The organism is Streptomyces sp. CB01249 (genome assembly GCF_001905735.1).
Classification (GTDB): domain Bacteria; phylum Actinomycetota; class Actinomycetes; order Streptomycetales; family Streptomycetaceae; genus Streptomyces.
On sequence record NZ_LISW01000009.1, the window covers coordinates 155369 to 172297 of the forward strand.

At 72.6% G+C, this 16929-nt stretch carries 16 protein-coding genes and 1 pseudogene; 12 read left to right on the forward strand and 5 right to left on the reverse strand.

The window, feature by feature from the left end; genetic code table 11:
• Positions 1-7 precede the first annotated feature (7 nt).
• The 8 genes and pseudogenes from AMK18_RS30810 (at position 8) to AMK18_RS30845 (ending at position 7799) form a co-directional block, all read left to right on the forward strand.
• Entirely contained in the window at positions 8-289 is a 282-nt protein-coding gene (locus tag AMK18_RS30810) for an acyl carrier protein (protein ID WP_018103043.1), read from the forward strand.
• Between the two features lie 9 nt (positions 290-298).
• Positions 299-1084, forward strand: a complete 786-nt coding sequence (gene fabG / locus AMK18_RS30815; RefSeq protein WP_018103042.1) for a 3-oxoacyl-ACP reductase FabG — start codon at positions 299-301, stop codon at positions 1082-1084.
• 38 nt (positions 1085-1122) lie between these two features.
• Positions 1123-2061, forward strand: coding sequence for an aromatase/cyclase (locus AMK18_RS30820; RefSeq protein WP_073865380.1), 939 nt, complete (start codon positions 1123-1125; stop codon positions 2059-2061).
• Positions 2058-4017 (forward strand): annotated as a pseudogene (locus tag AMK18_RS35545) (SDR family oxidoreductase). The gene AMK18_RS30820 and the pseudogene AMK18_RS35545 overlap by 4 nt, the downstream one beginning before the upstream one ends.
• Positions 4018-4054: 37 nt before the next feature.
• Positions 4055-5020, forward strand: coding sequence for an LLM class flavin-dependent oxidoreductase (locus AMK18_RS30830; protein WP_018103040.1), 966 nt, complete (start codon positions 4055-4057; stop codon positions 5018-5020).
• Positions 5017-6243: an MFS transporter gene (locus AMK18_RS30835; RefSeq protein WP_073865381.1), complete on the forward strand. Its 1227-nt coding sequence runs from the start codon at positions 5017-5019 to the stop codon at positions 6241-6243. The genes AMK18_RS30830 and AMK18_RS30835 overlap by 4 nt, the downstream gene beginning before the upstream one ends.
• 51 nt (positions 6244-6294) lie before the next feature.
• Positions 6295-6963 carry an antibiotic biosynthesis monooxygenase gene (locus AMK18_RS30840; RefSeq protein ID WP_073865382.1) on the forward strand — a complete coding sequence of 223 codons (669 nt, stop codon included), beginning with the start codon at positions 6295-6297 and terminating at the stop codon, positions 6961-6963.
• Complete coding sequence (locus AMK18_RS30845; protein WP_073865383.1) at positions 6960-7799, forward strand: SDR family oxidoreductase; 840 nt, start codon at positions 6960-6962, stop codon at positions 7797-7799. The genes AMK18_RS30840 and AMK18_RS30845 overlap by 4 nt, the downstream gene beginning before the upstream one ends.
• A 64-nt stretch (positions 7800-7863) precedes the next feature.
• On the opposite strand, the gene AMK18_RS30850 is transcribed toward AMK18_RS30845, so the two are convergent.
• From AMK18_RS30850 to AMK18_RS30860, 3 genes are all read right to left on the reverse strand, one after another.
• Positions 7864-9087 (reverse strand): cytochrome P450, encoded by a 1224-nt coding sequence (locus tag AMK18_RS30850; protein WP_073865384.1) that lies wholly within the window; start codon positions 9085-9087, stop codon positions 7864-7866.
• Between the two features lie 187 nt (positions 9088-9274).
• Positions 9275-9958: a response regulator transcription factor gene (locus AMK18_RS30855; protein WP_018103035.1), complete on the reverse strand. Its 684-nt coding sequence runs from the start codon at positions 9956-9958 to the stop codon at positions 9275-9277.
• A 156-nt stretch (positions 9959-10114) separates the two neighbouring features.
• Positions 10115-10795 (reverse strand): TetR/AcrR family transcriptional regulator, encoded by a 681-nt coding sequence (locus AMK18_RS30860; RefSeq protein ID WP_018103034.1) that lies wholly within the window; start codon positions 10793-10795, stop codon positions 10115-10117.
• A gap of 138 nt (positions 10796-10933) precedes the next feature.
• On the opposite strand from AMK18_RS30860, the gene AMK18_RS30865 reads away from it, so the two are divergent.
• From AMK18_RS30865 to AMK18_RS30880, 4 genes are all read left to right on the forward strand, one after another.
• A complete protein-coding gene (locus AMK18_RS30865) occupies positions 10934-12463 on the forward strand; it encodes a DHA2 family efflux MFS transporter permease subunit (protein ID WP_073865385.1) in 1530 nt (509 codons plus the stop codon).
• On the forward strand, positions 12460-13287 hold the full coding sequence (locus tag AMK18_RS30870; protein ID WP_073865386.1) for an SDR family NAD(P)-dependent oxidoreductase: 828 nt from the start codon (positions 12460-12462) through the stop codon (positions 13285-13287). Before AMK18_RS30865 ends, AMK18_RS30870 begins: the two co-directional genes overlap by 4 nt.
• A 115-nt stretch (positions 13288-13402) precedes the next feature.
• Positions 13403-14056, forward strand: coding sequence for a hypothetical protein (locus AMK18_RS30875; RefSeq protein ID WP_073865387.1), 654 nt, complete (start codon positions 13403-13405; stop codon positions 14054-14056).
• Positions 14057-14145: 89 nt separating this feature from the next.
• Positions 14146-15108, forward strand: coding sequence for a LysR family transcriptional regulator (locus AMK18_RS30880; RefSeq protein WP_073865624.1), 963 nt, complete (start codon positions 14146-14148; stop codon positions 15106-15108).
• On the opposite strand, the gene AMK18_RS30885 is transcribed toward AMK18_RS30880, so the two are convergent.
• Positions 15040-16443, reverse strand: a complete 1404-nt coding sequence (locus AMK18_RS30885) for an MFS transporter (RefSeq protein ID WP_073865388.1) — start codon at positions 16441-16443, stop codon at positions 15040-15042. The two genes, AMK18_RS30880 and AMK18_RS30885, sit on opposite strands and share 69 nt — an antisense overlap.
• Entirely contained in the window at positions 16443-16904 is a 462-nt protein-coding gene (locus tag AMK18_RS30890) for a nuclear transport factor 2 family protein (protein WP_073865389.1), read from the reverse strand. The genes AMK18_RS30885 and AMK18_RS30890 overlap by 1 nt, the downstream gene beginning before the upstream one ends.
• Positions 16905-16929 lie beyond the last annotated feature (25 nt).

Consider the following 16929-nt stretch of genomic DNA (forward strand, 5'->3'; position numbering starts at 1 on the left):
CTTCGCCATGTCCGTGCCCGGCACCCACACCGTCTTCGTCCTGGACGACCTGCGCCGCATCCTCCGGGAGGCCGCCGGCGCCGAGGAGGGGGTCGACCTCGACGCCGACATCCTCGACACCACCTTCGACGCCCTCGGCTACGAGTCGCTCGCCCTGCTGGAAACGGGCGGCCGGATCGAGCGGGAGTACGGCATCACGCTGGACGACGACACCCTGACCGACGCCGACACCCCCCGCGCGCTGATCGACGTGGTCAACGCGCAGCTGACCGCCGCCCGCACCGTCTGAGGAGACCTCATGAGCCAGCACACGGGCCGCGTGGCCCTCGTCACCGGCGCCACCAGCGGCATCGGCCTCGCCGTCGCCCGGCTGCTCGCCGGGCAGGGCCACCGGGTCTTCATCGGAGCCCGTAACGGCGACAACGTCGCCGCCACCGTCAAGGAACTGCGGGCGGAGGGCCTGGACGTCGACGGCACCACCCTGGACGTCCGGTCCGCCGACGACGTGCGCACGTTCGTCGGAGCCGCCGTGGACCGCTACGGCACGGTCGACGTCCTCGTCAACAATGCAGGGCGCAGCGGCGGAGGGGTGACCGCGGACATCGCCGACGACCTCTGGGACGACGTCATCGACACCAACCTCACCAGCGTCTTCCGCGTCACCCGGGAAGTTCTGAACACCGGTGGCCTGCGGCAGAAGGACCGGGGCCGGATCATCAACATCGCCTCCACCGCCGGCAAGCAGGGCGTCGTCCTCGGCGCCCCCTACTCCGCCTCCAAGCACGGGGTGGTCGGCTTCACCAAGGCGCTCGGCAACGAACTGGCCCCGACCGGGATCACCGTCAACGCCGTCTGCCCCGGCTATGTGGAGACGCCGATGGCCCAGCGCGTACGCGAGGGCTACGCCGCCGCCTACGACACCACCGAGGACGCGGTCCTGGAGAGGTTCAACGCCAAGATCCCGCTCGGACGCTACTCCACCCCCGAGGAGGTCGCCGGTCTCGTCGGCTATCTGGTGTCCGACACCGCCGCCTCCATCACCGCGCAGGCCCTCAACGTCTGCGGCGGCCTCGGCAACTTCTGACGCCCCCTCACATCACTTCACCCACAGGAGACTTCACCATGACGACCCGCGAGGTCGAGCACGAAATCACTGTCCAGGCCGCCGCCTCCGAGGTCTACCGGCTGCTCGCCGAGGTCGAGAACTGGCCCCGCCTCTTCCCGCCCTCCGTCTACGTCGAGCAGCTGGAGGCCGACGGCGACCGGGAGCGCATACGGATCTGGGCCACCGCCAACGGCGAGGCCAAGAGCTGGACCTCCATCCGGGTCCTGGACCCCGAGGACCTGAGGATCCGCTTCTGGCAGGAGATCCCCGCCCACCCCGTCGCCGAGATGACCGGGACCTGGGTCATCGAGCCGCTCGCCGAGGACGAGACCCGCGTCCGCCTCCTCCACGAGTACCGGGCCGTGGACGACGACCCGGAGAAGCTGGTCTGGATCGACCAGGCCGTCGACCGCAACAGCCGGGCCGAGCTGCCCGGGCTGAAGACCAACCTCGAACTGGGCGCCACGGACGCCGAACTGTCCCTCTCCTTCGAGGACTCCGTGCGCGTCGAGGGCTCCGCCAAGGACGTGTACGACTTCCTCAACGAGGCCACGCTCTGGTCCGAGCGGCTCCCGCACGTCGCCGGGGTACGGCTGACGGAGGACACCCCCGGGCTCCAGATCCTGCGGCTCGACACCCGTACCAAGGACGGGTCGACCCACACCACCGAGTCCGTCCGGGTCTGCTTCCCGTACCGCCGGATCGCGTACAAGCAGACGACGCTGCCCGGACTGCTCACCCTGCACACCGGCTACTGGCAGCTCGACGAGGACGCCGACGGGGTCACCACCGCCACCTCCCAGCACACCGTCGTCCTCAACGCGGAGAAGATCACCGAGATCCTCGGCGAGGACGCCGGTGTCCCGGAGGCCCGCGCCTACATCCGCGACGCCCTCGGCGGCAACAGCCGCGCCACGCTGGGCCACGCCAAGCAGTACGCGGAAGCCCGGCGTTGACCGGGCCGGCGTCCGAGGTCCCGGCGGCCGACGTGGTCGTCGTCGGCGCCGGGCCCGTCGGGCTCCTCCTCGCCGGGGAACTGCGCCTGGGCGGTGCCCGGGTGACCGTCCTGGAGCAGCGCGTCGAACCCGCCACGGAGTCCCGGGCGTCCACCCTGCACAGCCGCACCCTGGAGATCCTGGAGGACCGCGGCGTGCTCCGGCGGCTGGGCGCCCTGCCGGACGGCGGGCCCGGCCACTTCGGCGGGCTCCGCCTCGATCTCGCCGAAGCGGAGCCCGGCCACCCGCACGCCGGACAGTGGAAGTGCCCCCAGACCCGGCTGGAGGCCGTCCTGCAGCTCTGGGCCACCGACCTCGGCGCCCACGTCCGGCGCGGACACCGGGTCACGGGGCTCACCGTCCATCCCCACCGCGTGGAGGTCGCCCACACCGGCGACGACGGCACCGCGCACCGCACCACGGCCGCGTTCGTCGTCGGCTGCGACGGCGAGCGCAGCACGGTACGGCGGCTCGGCGGCTTCGAACTCACCGGCGAGGACGGGACGCTGGAGATGCTGCGTGCCGACGTGTCCGGCATCGACGTACCCGACCGCCGCTTCGAACGGCACCCGCACGGACTGGCCACGGCGCACCGCTGGCCCGACGGCTCCACCCGGGTGATGGTCCACCTCTTCGGCGCGCCACCGGCCCGGCGCACCGGTCCGCCGTCCTTCGCGGAGGTCGCCGCCGCCTGGGCCGAGGTGACCGGCGAGGACATCGGCCACGGCACACCGTTGTGGCTGAACGCGTTCGACAACACCAGCCGGCAGGTGACCGCGTACCGGCGCGGCCGGGTCCTGCTCGCCGGTGACGCCGCCCACGTCCAGATGCCGGTGGGCGGCCAGGCGCTCAACCTGGGCCTCCAGGACGCCGCCGCCCTCGGCCCCCGCCTCGCCGCCCGCGTCACCGGCCGCGCCGGAGACGACGAGCTCGACGCGTACCACCGCGAACGGCACCCGGTGACCGCCCGCGCGCTCACCGGCATCCGGGCCCAGGCACGGCTGCTGCTCGGCGGCCCCGAGGTGGACGGCGTGCGTGAGGTCGTCGCCGGACTCCTGCGCCTGGGCACCGTACGCCGCCATCTCGCCCGGGTCGTCACCGGGCTCGACAACCCCCGACCGCCCGCATCCACAGGGAGCTGACCACATGAGCAACAGGCTCGAAGGAAAGACCGCACTCGTCACCGGGTCGAGCCGGGGCATCGGACGCGCCATCGCGATCCGTCTGGCCCGCGAGGGCGCCCTCGTCGCCGTCCACTACGCCAACGACCGGACGTCGGCCGACGCGACCCTGGCGACCATCGAGGGGGAGGGCGGCCGCGGCTTCACCGTCCGCGCCGAACTCGGCGTGCCCGGCGACGTCCACGAACTCTTCCTCGGCCTGGAACGCGGGCTGAAGGAGCGGACCGGCGAGACCACCCTCGACATCCTCGTCAACAACGCCGGTGAGACCACTCAGAACGGCGTCGCCCCCGAGGACGTCACCCCGGAGCAGTTCGACCGCTTCTTCGCCGTCAACGCCAAGGCACCGTACTTCCTGGTGCAGCGCGCCCTGCCGTCGATTCCCGAGGGGGGCAGGATCGTCAACATCTCCTCGGGCCTGACCCGGGTCGCCAACCCCGAGCAGGTGGCGTACGCCATGACCAAGGGAGCCATCGAGCAGCTCACCCTCCACCTGGCGCGGCAGCTCGCCCCCCGCGGCATCACCATCAACAGCGTGGCGCCCGGGATCACCGACAACGGGAGTCCCGTCTTCGACATCCCGGAGGCCGTGGCGGAGATGTCCAAGCTGTCCGCCTTCCAGCGCGTGGGAGAGGCCGGTGACGTCGCCGACGTCGTCACCTTCCTCGCCACCGACGAGGCCCGCTGGATCACCGGCTCCTTCGTCGACGCCACCGGCGGCACCCTCCTCGGCTAGTCCGTGCCGACCGTCCCCCTCTCGAAAGGCATCTGTCATGGACGTCGGACTCCTCTTCGACCTGCGCAACCCCGACCAGTGGCACCGGCCCTGGGCAGACCACTACGCGCGGACCCTGGAGTTCTGCGAGGAAGCGGACCGCCGGGGCGCGGGCGGTCTGTGGTTCACCGAACACCACCGCTTCGAGGACGGCTACCTGCCGCAGCCGCTCACCTTCGCGGCGGCCGTCGCCGCCCGCACCCGCCACGCGCGCATCGGCACCTCGGTCGTCCTCCCGGCGCTGCATCACCCCGTCGACATCGCCGAACAGGCCGCGATCGTGGACCTGATCAGCGGCGGCCGGCTCGAACTCGGCCTCGGGGCCGGTTACCGCGTCCCCGAGTACGCGCTCTTCGACGCCGACTTCGGACACCGCTTCGCACGGACCGAGGAACGCATGAGGGAGATCCTGCGCCTCTGGCGCGAGCGGGAGATCACTCCCCTGCCGATCCAGGACCCGCCGCCGGTGTGGGGCGGCTTCTACGGGCCGCGGGGCGCCCGGCTGGCCGGGCGGCTGGGCGTCGGGCTGCTGCATATCAACCGGGAACGCTTCGGGCAGTACCGCGAGGGGCTGGTCGAAGGCGGCCACGACCCGGAGACCGCTCGTGTGAGCGATCTGCTCCCCCTGCTGCTCTCCCGGGACCCGGAGGCCGCCTGGCACCGCATCGGCCCCCATCTGGTCCACCAGGTGAACTCCTATCGTCAAGGGGCCCTCCAGGGAACCGCTTTCGACGGCCCGCCGCCCCTGACCCTCGATGATCTGCGCGACCCGGACGCCGAGGACCGGCGCGGACTGCTCGACATCCTCACCCCCGAGGACGCCGCCGTCCGCATCAAGGAGCTGACCGCGGGCCTGCCCGTGAAGCACCTCATCTTCTGGGCGAGCATCGCCGGCATGCCGGACGACCTGGTCGCCGAGAACCTGGAGCTGGTCACCGAACAGCTGCCGCGCCTCCTGCCGTGACGACGACCGAACGCGCTTCCGCCCGGCACGCGTGGGCCCTGCTCCTCGTCCTCTCCGGCAACATGGTTCTGGACGCGACCGAGGTGTCCCTCGTCCTGGTCGCCCTGCCGGTCATCGGGAAGGACCTGGGCCTGTCGCTGCTGACCGTGCAAGGGCTCATGAGCGGCTTCGCCCTCGGCTTCGCGGCCCTGCTGCCCACCGGGCCGCGGCTCGCCGCCCGGTTCGGCAGGCGGCGCGTCTACTTCGCCGCGATGCTCGGCTTCGCGCTCGCGTCGGTCGCGGGCGGGCTGGCGGACGGGCCCGCCCTGCTCATCGCGACCCGGGTGGTCAAGGGCGCGTGCGCCGCCCTCACGGCGCCGATGGGGCTGGCCATCATCGGCACCGCCTACCCCGAGGGGCCGGAGCGGCGCCGCGCCGTCTCGGTGTATTCCGCCTTCGGGGCCGCGGGGTTCACGGCCGGGCTCCTCGTGTCCGGGGCGCTCCTGGAAGCGGGCTGGCGCTGGATCTTCCTCCTGCCGGCCCCCGTCGCCCTCGTCCTCCTGCTGTGGGGGCTGCGGCTCGTGCCCCACGAGGCGACGGCCCGGCCGCCGGCTCCCGTCGGGCCCCCCGAACCAGGGCCGCCGGGGCGCGACCGCGTGCTGCTGCGCACCGGTCTGGGGGCGGCCACGCTGAACGGCACCTACCACGGGCTGCTGTTCCTGCTCACCTTCCAGCTGCAGGACCGGCTCGGCCTGTCGCCCTGGACGGGTGCGCTGGCGCTGCTGCCCGCCTGCGTGCCGCTCGCCGTGTCCGTGCCGTTCGCCGGCTCCCTCGTCCGTCGCCACGGAACGGGCCGGCTCATCGCGCTGGGCGCCGCGGCGCCTCTGCTGGGATTCCTGCTCGCCGTGTGGCGGCCCCCCTCGGGCGCGTACCTCACCCGCACGCTGCCCGTGCTGCTCCTCGTCGGCGCGGGGTTCGTGCTCTCCTTCGCCGCGCTCAACATGCGGGCCGCCGGGTCCGTGCCGCCGTCGCGTCGCGCCACGGCGATCCCGCTCTACCAGATGGCCGTGCAACTCGGCGCGGTCCTGCTCCTCCCGCTCACCGCCTGGCTCCTGACCGCCTTCGACGACCGGCGCCCGGCCCTCGCCGTGCTGGCCGTCGCGGCGGCCGGGGGCCTGGCCGCCGCTCTCCCCGGGCTCCGCGACGGACGTCCCGGCCCACCCGCACGGAAGGAACCCGCATGACCCGCTCCGCACCACCGCTCCCGCTCGCCGTCCCCGTCCGCGAGCAGCCCCATGGGCACTGAGCCCCGGGCCGCCGCCCGCCGCGGCCCCGACCTCGCGCGCCCGGACGCCACCTCGGTCCACATCACCCACTGGCACGCCCCCGGACGTGACGCCGCCCGCGCCCTGCTGGACGAGGTGTCCGACCGGTGGGCCGGAGCCGTGTGGCCCGACGGCCTGCTGTCGTTCCACGCCTACCTGGATACGGGCGGCGACACCGTCCTCACCTACGTCCAGGCGGCACGGCCCACCGCCCACCACGACCTCGTACGGACGCTCCGGGGCCCGGCGGCGGCCGCGGCCGTCTCCTACCGGCTGCACACCAGCGTCGTCCTGGACGGCACCGGAACACCCCCCGGAGCCGTCGTCGTCGCCACCTTCGACGTCGACGGAGCCGACGCACAGGAGCGGATCATCAAGTCCGTGGCGCGGGCCGTCACCGACGCACCGGCGGAGCAGCGCGAAGGCATGCTCAGCGCCCACTTCCACGCGAGCACGGACGGCAGCCGGGTCCTCAACTACGCGGAGTGGACGAGCGACGAGGCACATCTGGCCTTCCTGGAGGGCGCGGCCCGCGCGGCCACCCTCCGGGCCACGGGTGCCACTCCCGGCGTACGCCCCATAGGCTTTCGCCGCTTCCATCTCCACCACGGCATCACCCCCGAGAGGAGCGACACATGACCATCCTGGTGACCGGAGCGCGCGGCCGGGTCGGCGCCGCCGTCGTACGCGAACTGCTCGCCGCAGGCGAGAAGGTGCGGGCCGCGAGCGCCGACCCGGCGTCCCTGACGGCACTGCCCGACGAGGTGGAGCGGGTGCGGCTCGACCTGGCCTCACCGCAGGGCCTGCACGAGGCGCTCCACGGCGTGCAGAAGATCTTCCTGTACGCCCAGCCGGCCGGCGCCGCCCGTCTGACCGACGCCGCGGCGGCGGCCGGAGTCGGCCACATCGTGCTGCTCTCCTCACTCGCCATCGAAAGCCACGGGGCGGACACGAGTCCGATCGCGCAGCAGCACCGGCTCGTGGAGGACGTGCTGCGGGCGTCGGGGATCGGCTGGACATTCGTCCGGGCCGGCGGGTTCGCCACCAACGCCCTCCAGTGGGCTGAGGACATACGGGAGGGGCGCCCGCTGCGGCTCGCCTATCCCGAGGCCCACAGCGAGCCGGTCCACGAGTCGGACATCGCAGCCGTCGCGGTGCGCGCGCTCCTGGACGAGGCCCACCGGGGTGCCACTCTGCGTATCACCGGCCCCCAGTCCCTCTCGGCGCGGCGGCAGGCGGAGCTCGTGGGAGCGGCGGCGGGCCGGGACGTCCTGGTGCGGCTGATCACGCCCGAGGAGTACCAGAAGCAGCTCACCGCCTTCGTGCCCGAACCGGTCGCCGCGACACTCGTCGCGTACCAGGCGGCGCGGGACGGCCGGCCGCAGCGGACGTACGACGGCGTGCCGGAGGTGCTGGGACGCCCGGCGTTCTCCTTCGCGCAGTGGGCGGAGGAGAACGCGGACGCCTTCCGCTGAGCCGGCCGAAGGACCACGTGTGAGCGGCGCCCCCGGCGGGGCGCCGCTCACGGCCGTTCCGGTGCTACCACGCGACGGGCAGCCGCGTGACACCCCGCATCACCCGGTTGGTGTTCCACTCCACCTCGTCGGCCGGCACCGCGAGCCGCAGCCCCGGCAGCCGCCGCGCCAGGGTCGCGATGACCGTCTGCAGTTCGAGCCGGGCGAGCGGGGCCGCGGGGCAGTGGTGCGCCCCGTGCCCGAACGCCACGTGCGGGTTGTTCTCCCGGTGGAAGTCCAGCTCCTCCGGGTTCTCGAACACGGTCCCGTCCCGGTTGGCGGAGTCGGTCTGCGCGACCACCGCGTCACCGGCGCGCACCAGTTGCCCGGCGAGCTCGAAGTCCTCCACGGCGATCCGGGAGAAGGGCGCCACGCTGGTGGCCAGGGGGGTGTACCGCAGCAGTTCCTCGACCGCCGGGGGAACCAGGTCCGGGTCCTTGACCAGGGACTCCCACAGCGGGGGCCGGGACAGCAGGGTGTAGAGGAAGTTGCCGGTCTGGTTGGCGGTCGTCTCGTGGCCCGCGGTGAGCAGATCCACGGCGAACACGCCGAGTTCGCTCTCGGTCAGCCGGTCGCCGCTCTCGCGCGAGGTGACCAGACGGCTGAGCAGGTCGTCGCCGGGCTCGGCGATCCGGCGCGCGATCAGCTCCCGCAGGTAGCCGTCGAGGCTGTCCCGCGCCGCCTGGATGGTCGCGGGATCGGCGACCGTCAGCGCCATCATCGCGTCGGTCCACTCGCGGAACCGGCCGCGGTCCTCCTCCGGTATGCCGAAGGTCTCGCAGATGACCGTGATGCCCATGGGCCAGGCCAGTCCGGTGGCCAGGTCGGCGGGGGGTCCCGACTCCTCCAGGGCGTCCACGAGGGAGTCGATGACCGCCTGCACCCTCGGCCGGACGGCGGCCACCTGTCGTGCGGTGAACGCCTTCGCGGCGAGCCGGCGCAGGCGCGTGTGCTCCGGCGGGTCCATGCTGAGGAGGGAATCGGCCTGCTGGATCAGCGGGCTGGACCGGGGGACGTCCTTGCCGACGGCGGCGGCCCTGCTCAGCCGGGGATCGGAGAGCGCGGCGCGTACGTCCGCGTACCGGGTCACCAGCCAGGCGTCCCCGCCGTGCGGCATCGTGACCCGGGTGACGGGCTCCTCGCTCCGCAGCCTGGTGTAGGCCGGGTCGAGTTCGAGGCGCTCGGAGGTGAAGCCGGAGGCGTGGTAGGGGCAGGAGGAGAGGGAATTCCCGGAATCGGTCGTCGTCATCGGAGGGTCTCCGTCTGTGAGGTGAACCGGTGCGCGAACCCTGCCGACTCTAGATTCCGGCGTTTTCCGTCCCGGTCAGCCGTTTCATCACATCTCGACAATTCGTTGTCAGGAAAAGGAAAACCGGCGGGGCAGGGGGCGAGGGCGGGCCGACGGGTCACGGAATCCGGCGGCCCACCACGGGGTTTCACTCGTGCCCGACCCTGAACCCCACGCCGCGTACGGTCCTTATCCAGCTCCTCTGGCCCAACTTGCTGCGCAGGGAGCTGACATGGGTGTCGACGGTGCGGGTCGCCCGGGACCCCAGCACGTGCGGCATCGGGTCCTCCCAGATCTCGGTCATCAGCCGTTGCCGGCTGACCACGCTCTCGGAGTGCCGGGCGAGATAGTAGAGCAGGTCGAATTCCTTGCGGGTGAGATCGACGGGACTTCCGCGCAACAGGACCTCGCGGGACGCGGCATTGATGCGCAGCGTTCCGATCGAGAGGACTGTCAGGGATTCCCGTAATCCCGGCCGGGCGTGCCTGCGCCTGGTCACGGCCTCGATGCGCGCCACCAGTTCGCGGAATTCGTAGGGTTTGTCGAGGCAGTCGTCCGCGCCGGTCCGCAGGGCCAGGACGCGGTCGAGTTCGCTGCCGCTGTCCGTGAAGGTGATGACCGGTGTCTCCGCGTCCTCGCGGATGCGCCGGCAGACTTCCAGGCCGTCGATGTCGGGAAGGTCGAGGTCGAGCAGGACGAAGTCCGCACCACGATGTGCGTCCAGTGCCGCCGTGCCGCTGCTGACGGAGGCGACGCCGTACCCGTGGCGCTCCAGTGCCCGGGTCAGTTCGCCGTCGCTGTTGTGTGAGTCCTCCACCACGAGAATCTGCACGATGTCTCCCTTGATCCGATCGGGTGCGCATACGCAGACGATGTTCTCCGCGCGGCCCGGGATCCGATGGCACGTGTCGAGGGTCTTAAAGAAGCGTTCACGGAAGTTAACGACCGCTTCGCGTACGACCGTTCGAGCTTGCCGGTACGTGTCAACTCATGAACTCAGCAAGGGATTTGACACACCGTAAGCTCCGAGGAAGGCGTGCACCGCCGACCGCGCCACCTGCCGGACCTCGGCGTCCGGCACGGCTCGGGTGCCGAGCTGGGACCGGGCCTCCATCGGACCGGTCAGCAGGGCGAGGAAGTGCTCGGCCGCCTCCGCCGGATCGCAGGACCGCAGCCGGCCGGAGAGGGCGAGCCGGGCCAGCCGGTCGGCCAGCGCCTCCTTGAGCCGGCTCGCACCACGCCCCCAGACGATCTCCAGCAGGTCGGGGAACTGGCCGATCTCCGCGTAGAGCAGGCGCCGCAGCGCCCAGGACTGCTCGTTGCAACATCGCAACAGCAAGCGGTACGCCAGCTCTTCGAGCCGGGCGGCCTCGTCGCCGTCCGGCACTTCGGCACCCACGCCCTCGGCGGTAAACAGGTCCACGACGGCCAGGTTCTGAGCCATCACGTCGTCGGCCGCGGCCTCCATCGCACTGCGGAAGACGCTCTGCTTGTCGCCGAGGTGGTTGTACACCGTGTGCTTGGCGACCCCCGCGACCTCGGCGATCTCCTCCATGCAGGCGCGGGCGTAGCCCCGCTGGGCGAAGACGGTGAATGCGGCGCCCAGGATCGCCTGCCGCTTGTCGATGCGGCCTCGCGACGGGGCCTTGGGGGTGCTCGTTCCGCTCACCGGGCCATCGTACCCACCGGCGCGCAGAAATGCACCAGCGAGTGCAAACCAATGCCCCACATCGTTGAAACCGAACGCATGGGTGCCCTACTCTGCACTCGCCAGTGCAATTCTCGCTCGATCTCACCGGAGACAGTCATGGCGCATGCACAGGACGAACGTCTGGATCCCGCCCTGCGGCGGCTGATCGGCGTGATCCTGTTGGGCGGGATCATGGGGATCCTCGACGGCTCGATGATCGCCGTCGCGGCCGACACCCTCGCCCGGGACTTCGACACCTCGCTGTCCACCATCAGCTGGGTGTCCACCAGCTATCTGCTCGCGCTCACCGTCTCGATCCCCGTCACCGCCTGGGCGGTCGACCGGTTCGGCGGACGCAGGCTGTGGCTGCTCGGCCTCGTCGTCTTCCTCGTCGGCTCGGTGGCCTCCGGCCTCGCCTGGAACGCACCCAGCCTCATCGTCTTCCGCGTCGTGCAGGGCCTGGGCGCCGGTCTGCTCGACCCGCTGATGCTCACGCTGCTCGCCCGCGCCTCCGGGCCCGCCCGCGCCGGACGCGTCATGGGACTGATGGGGATCGTCGGCTCCAGCGGCCCGGTGTTCGGGCCGGTCGTCGGCGGCATCATCCTCCAGGGCACCGGCTGGCGCTGGATGTTCCTGGTCAACGTCCCCATCGGCCTCGTCGCCCTGGCACTCGCCCTCAAGTTCGTGCCCGGGGACTCCCCCGCCGCCAAGTCGTCCGTCGGCAAGCTCGACATCCTCGGACTCGCCCTGATCGGACCGGGCGTCGCAGCCGGTGTGCTCGCGCTCTCGCAGGCCGCCGAACAGGCCGCGTTCGCCGTCCCGTCGGTGCTGGTGCCGCTGGTGCTCTCCCTCGTGCTGCTGGGCGGATACGGGTTTCACGCCCTGCGACGACGCGGCGAGGGTGCGGCCGCGCCCCTCATCGACCTGCGCCTGTTCAAGCGCGGGAGCTTCGCCGCCAGTGTGACGGTCGGCTCGCTCGTCGGCCTCGCCACGTTCGCCAGCCTCTTCGCCCTGCCGCTCTACCACCAGCAGGTCCAGGGACGGAGCACCTTCGAGGCGGCCCTGCTGCTCGCCCCGCTCGGCATCGGGTCGGCCCTGTCCATGCCGGTCACCGGCCGGCTCTCGGACCGGGTCGGCTCGCGGCGCCTCGTCCAGGCGGGCGGCGCTCTCGCGCTGCTGAGCGCGCTGGCCTTCACCCGTATCGGGGCGGACACGTCCGAAGTGTGGCCGGCCGTCGCCGCGTTCGCCATCGGCGTGGGTCTCGGCGCGGTCGGCGCCCCCACGATCGCGTCCCTCTACCGCACCCTGCCCGCGCCCCTGGTGCCGCAGGGGAGCTCGGTGCTCTACATGCTCAACCAGCTCGGGGCGTCGATCGGCATCGCCGTCGTCGCGCTCGTGATGCAGACCGCCGGTGACGGGGACCCGGTCCGCGGATTCCACGCCGCGTACTGGACGGTGTCGGTGGTGCTCGTCCTCGTCCTGGGGGCGGCGACCCTGCTGCCGGGCCGACCCGCGCCCACGCCGTCGGAGACCCCGTCCGCCGGAAGCCCGCCGTCGGAGGCCGCATCCGTGGAAGCCCCGTCGGTGGAAGCCCCGTCGGTGGGGGTCCCCACCGCATCCGTTCGTACGCGAGGAGAGGGCGAATGAGCACGCTGGTCATCGCCGGTGGCACCGACGGCATCGGCAAGGCTCTGTCCGAGGTGTACCTGGGGCGGGGCGACACGGTGGTCGTCATCGGCCGGAGCCCCGAGAAGGGCCGCCGGTTCCTCGACGCCGCGACTGCGTCGGGCGCCGCCGGGCGGGCCTTCTTCGTCATGGCCGACCTCAGCCTGCTGACGGAGACCTCCCGCGCCGCCGAGGAGATCCGCGCCGCGTTCCCGACGGTCGACGCGCTGGTGTTCTGCGCCCGCCACTACCGTTTCCGGCGCACGGAGACGGCGGAGGGGTACGAGGAGAACTTCGCGCTCTTCTACCTGAGCCGCCATGTGCTGGGCCAGGCCCTCGCCGAGCCGCTCTCCCGCGCACGGCATCCGGTCGTCGTCAACGTGGCCGGTCCGGGCGCCGGGCTCGACATCGTCCAGTGGGACGATCTCCAGTTCAGCCGCGGCTACCACGGCGGGGCCGCGCTCGGTCACGGCGGAAAGCTCAACGACCTGCTGGGTGTCTCCTACGCCGAGCAGCACGGCCCGGCCGGGATCCGTTACGTACTGATCCACCCCGGGGTCACGGCGACCGGCTTCTCCGGTGAGTACGACCGCGCGACACTCGCTCACATCCGGTCGATGCAGGCGCACGCGAAGCCCGTCGAGGCGGCGGTGCCGCCGATCACCGACGCCATCGACAAACCCCCCGCCGAAGCGCTCAGCGCCTACGTCGAAGGCCGTCGCATTCCGGTCGACACCCCCGACTTCGACCCCGCTGCCGCACGCCGGCTGCGCGACCTCACCGACCGTCTCCTTGCGGGGAGTTGACACTTCTGACGAAGACCTGAAACGGCGGCCCTGGGAATCGGAGGACGCCGGACGGAGACTGGGAGGGCGCCCGCACCGCCCTCCTCTCTCCCCCGACTCCCAGGAGCCCGCCACCATGTCCTACGTGTCCGCCGACCCCGTACGGGCCGTCCTCGACGATCCGCGCAGCGCGGCCGTACTCGTCACCACCGTCGCCACACGGGGACCGGACCACACCCGGCGGACCGCCGAAGAGGCCGTCGCCGACGCGCGCCGCGCACCGTGGCCGCGCGGGCTGCTCTCCCTGACCGTGTACACCAGCGGTGACGACGACTCCGTCCTCACCTACGCCCAGTGGGACGCCGAGGACCGGATTCCGGCCACCGGCTCCGTGGACGGGGCGGGCGCCGTGTCCCGGGTGTTCCGGCACTACCGCACGGTCCGCGGCACCGCCGTGGAGGAGCCGGCGCCTGTCCCGGAGTCGTTCCCGGCGGCGTTCTTCCCCGCCGAGGACGAGCAGGCCGCCCGCGCCTGGCTCGACGGGCTGCTCGCGGGGGAAGAGCGGACGGAGGGCGACGACCGGGCCTACCCCGGCGCCCTTGCCGCACACCTCCACATCGCCGTGGACGGCGGCCAGGTACTCAGCTTCTCCGAGTGGGTCGCGGAGGGACCGGCCGTCGCCCACATCGAGGCGGTATGGGCCCCGGTACTCAAGGACTTCGGCGGCACCGGCACCCTCTACCGCCACCACCGCACCCTCCTGCCCCCGGACGCGGCCGCTCCGCGATGAAACGGCCGCCGCGAGGCGGCGAAACCCCCCGGCCCTGCCGCGAAACTACGATGGCGACGCGGCGGTGACGGAATGCTCGGGGGGCGTTGGTGGAGCGGTACGAGATCGAGACGTTCCTGACGTTGGCGGACGAGCTGCACTTCGCGCGGACCGCAGACCGGTTGCACGTGTCGCCCGGGCGGGTCAGCCAGACGGTCAAGGCGCTGGAACGGCGCGTCGGCGGCCCGTTGTTCGAACGGTCCAGCCGCCGCGTCGCCCTCACCCCGGTCGGCCGGCGGCTCCGGGAGGACCTGCTGCCGGCGTACCGGCAGATCCAGCGTGCCTTCGCCGACGCGACGGCGGCGTACTCCGGTGTACGGGGCGCGTTGCGGGTCGGCTTCACCGCCCCGTGGAGCGCGGAACTCCTCATCAAGGCCGGTGACACCTTCACCGCGCGCCACCCGGACTGCACGGTCGAGCTGCTGGACGTGACGTACAACGCCGCCATAGCCGCGCTGAGGAACAAGCGGGTCGATCTGGTGGTCGCCGAGCCGCCCGTGGAGGAAGCCGACGTCGTCGTCGGTCCGGTGGTGTTCTCCGAGCCCCGTGCGCTGGTCGTTTCCGCGAGCCACCCGCTGGCACGGCGGGCCACCGTGTCCCTGGAGGTGCTGGCCGAGCTGCCGCTGGTGACGGCCGCAGGGGTGTCGAAGGCGTTCAGCGAGTGGTTCTTCCCCGCCCGGACACCGGGCGGCCTGCCGATCGAGCGCGGTCCGGCGGCGGTCGGCTGGCAGGCCATCCTTTCGCTGGTCGGTGCCGGAAAGGGGGCCACCGTGGCAGCTGTCGCCGCCGGCACGTACCACGTCCGGCCCGATGTCGCCTACGTGCCGTTCGATGACGCGGAGCCCGTCGACTACGCGCTGATGTGGCGCACCGGTGACCGGCCGTCGGGCCTGTCGGCCTTCATCCGGACCGTCGTGGAGCTCGCCCCGCCGTCCGGCCGCCCCTCATGCGGCTGCGGGGGCGCCGACACCTCCGGCCCTCGGCAGTGTCAGGGTTGCGGCGGCGGTCGCTAGCAGCCCGGCTGCGGCGAGCAGCACGCTCCAGCGCATCCCGGCGAGGAACGAGTCCGCGCCGGCCAGCAACGCCCCGAAGACGGCCACCGCGATCGCCCCGCCCACCTGGCGGGCCGTGTTGAGTACGGCCCCGGCGGTGCCCGCGCGGTCGGCGGGCACCGCGTCCAGGAGCATCGCGGTCAGGGCCGGCACCGCCAGCGCACCCCCGAGGCCGACCGGCACCATGAGCATCGCCACCACCCATACCCCGGTGTGCGGGCCGACGACGAGCAGGGACAGCAGTCCGCCCGCGCCGACGAGTTGCCCCACGGTCATCGGGAAGCGCGGTCCGTACCGGGCGGCCAGCCGGGCGGAGGCGAGGTTCACCAGCGCGACCAGGGCCGTCATCGGGATGAACATCAGGCCCGCGTGCAGCGCCGTCTGCCCGCGCTCCTGCTGGAGGTAGAGGCTGAAGTCGAACACGCCCCCGTAGTAGGCGGCGTTGGCCATGAAGCCGACCACCAGGGACACCGTCACGACCCGGGTCCGGAACAGCGCCATCGGCACCATCGGGTGGGCGCCCCGCGCCTGCGCGACGAGGAAGCCCGCGGCCCCGGCGACGGCCACCGCCAGGGAGGCGAGGACCGCCGGGCGGCCGAAGCCCTCGGCCCCGCCCTCGATGACGCCGTACGTCAGCCCGCCCATCGCCAGGACCGCCGTCACCTGCCCCGGCACGTCCAGCCGCGCCGGCAGTCGCGGGGAGGCGGGGAGCCGGGCCAGGAGGGCCAGCGCCGCCAGGGCCGCGGGGAGATTGACGTAGAAGATCCAACGCCAGCCGGCCGACGCGGTCAGCGCCCCGCCGACCACCGGCCCGGCCGCGACGGCGACGGCGCCGCCGACGGTCCAGACCGCGATCGCGCGCGCCCGCTCGGCCTGAGCGGGGAAGCCCTGCCGGACCAGTGCCAGCGAGGCCGGCATCATCACCGCGGCCGCCGCGCCCTGGACCAGCCGGGCCGTGACGAGGACCGCGAGGCCGGGCGCGAGCCCGCAGGCGGCCGACGCCGCCGCGAAGAGGACCAGGCCGCCTCCGAAGGCCCGCTTCGCACCGATGCGGTCGGAGAGGGCACCGGCGGACAGCATCAGGGCGGCGAACATCAGCGTGTAGCCGTCGACCACCCACTGGAGTCCGGACATGCCGACGCCGAGGCCGCGGCCGATGTCGGGCAGGGCGACCGTGACGATCAGCGCGTCCAGAGAGATGAGGAAGAAGCCCAGCAGGGCGGCGCCCAGTACGGCGGGTGAGCCGCGCCGTTCGGTGGCCGGCGCGCCGGTGGTGGAGTCGAGTCCGGCGGCCATCAGCCCGCCGCTCGTACGGGCAGTGCCTGGTTCCCGTCGCCCCAGGTCGCGGTCATGACCACCGTGTCGATCAGCCACCGGTCGCCGTTGCGGACCAGCTCCCAGCGGTAGTCGCCGCCGAGCGTCCACAGGGACGCGCCGTGGGCCGCGGCCAGGCGGTGGGTGGCCTGGAAGGAGGCGGTGCAGACGGCGCGGTCGCCCTCGACGGTGACGAGCTGATTGGCGATCAGGTGCTGCGTCGCGTCGTAGCCGGAGAGCGTGGCGCGCCAGGCGTCGGTGATCTCCTGCGGTGTCAGGCGGACCGGCTCTCCGCCGTTGAGGCTGGTGTAGTCGAGCACGACCTTGTCGGCGAAGAGCGTGCGCAGCTGCTCCCACTCCCGGCGATCGGCGTGCACCGCCATGCGGGTGCAGGTCTCGGCGACGGCGTACCGGGAGGCGAGGGTGTGGGTGGATTCGGACATGGTGGACGACCTGTCTGTGGGGGCG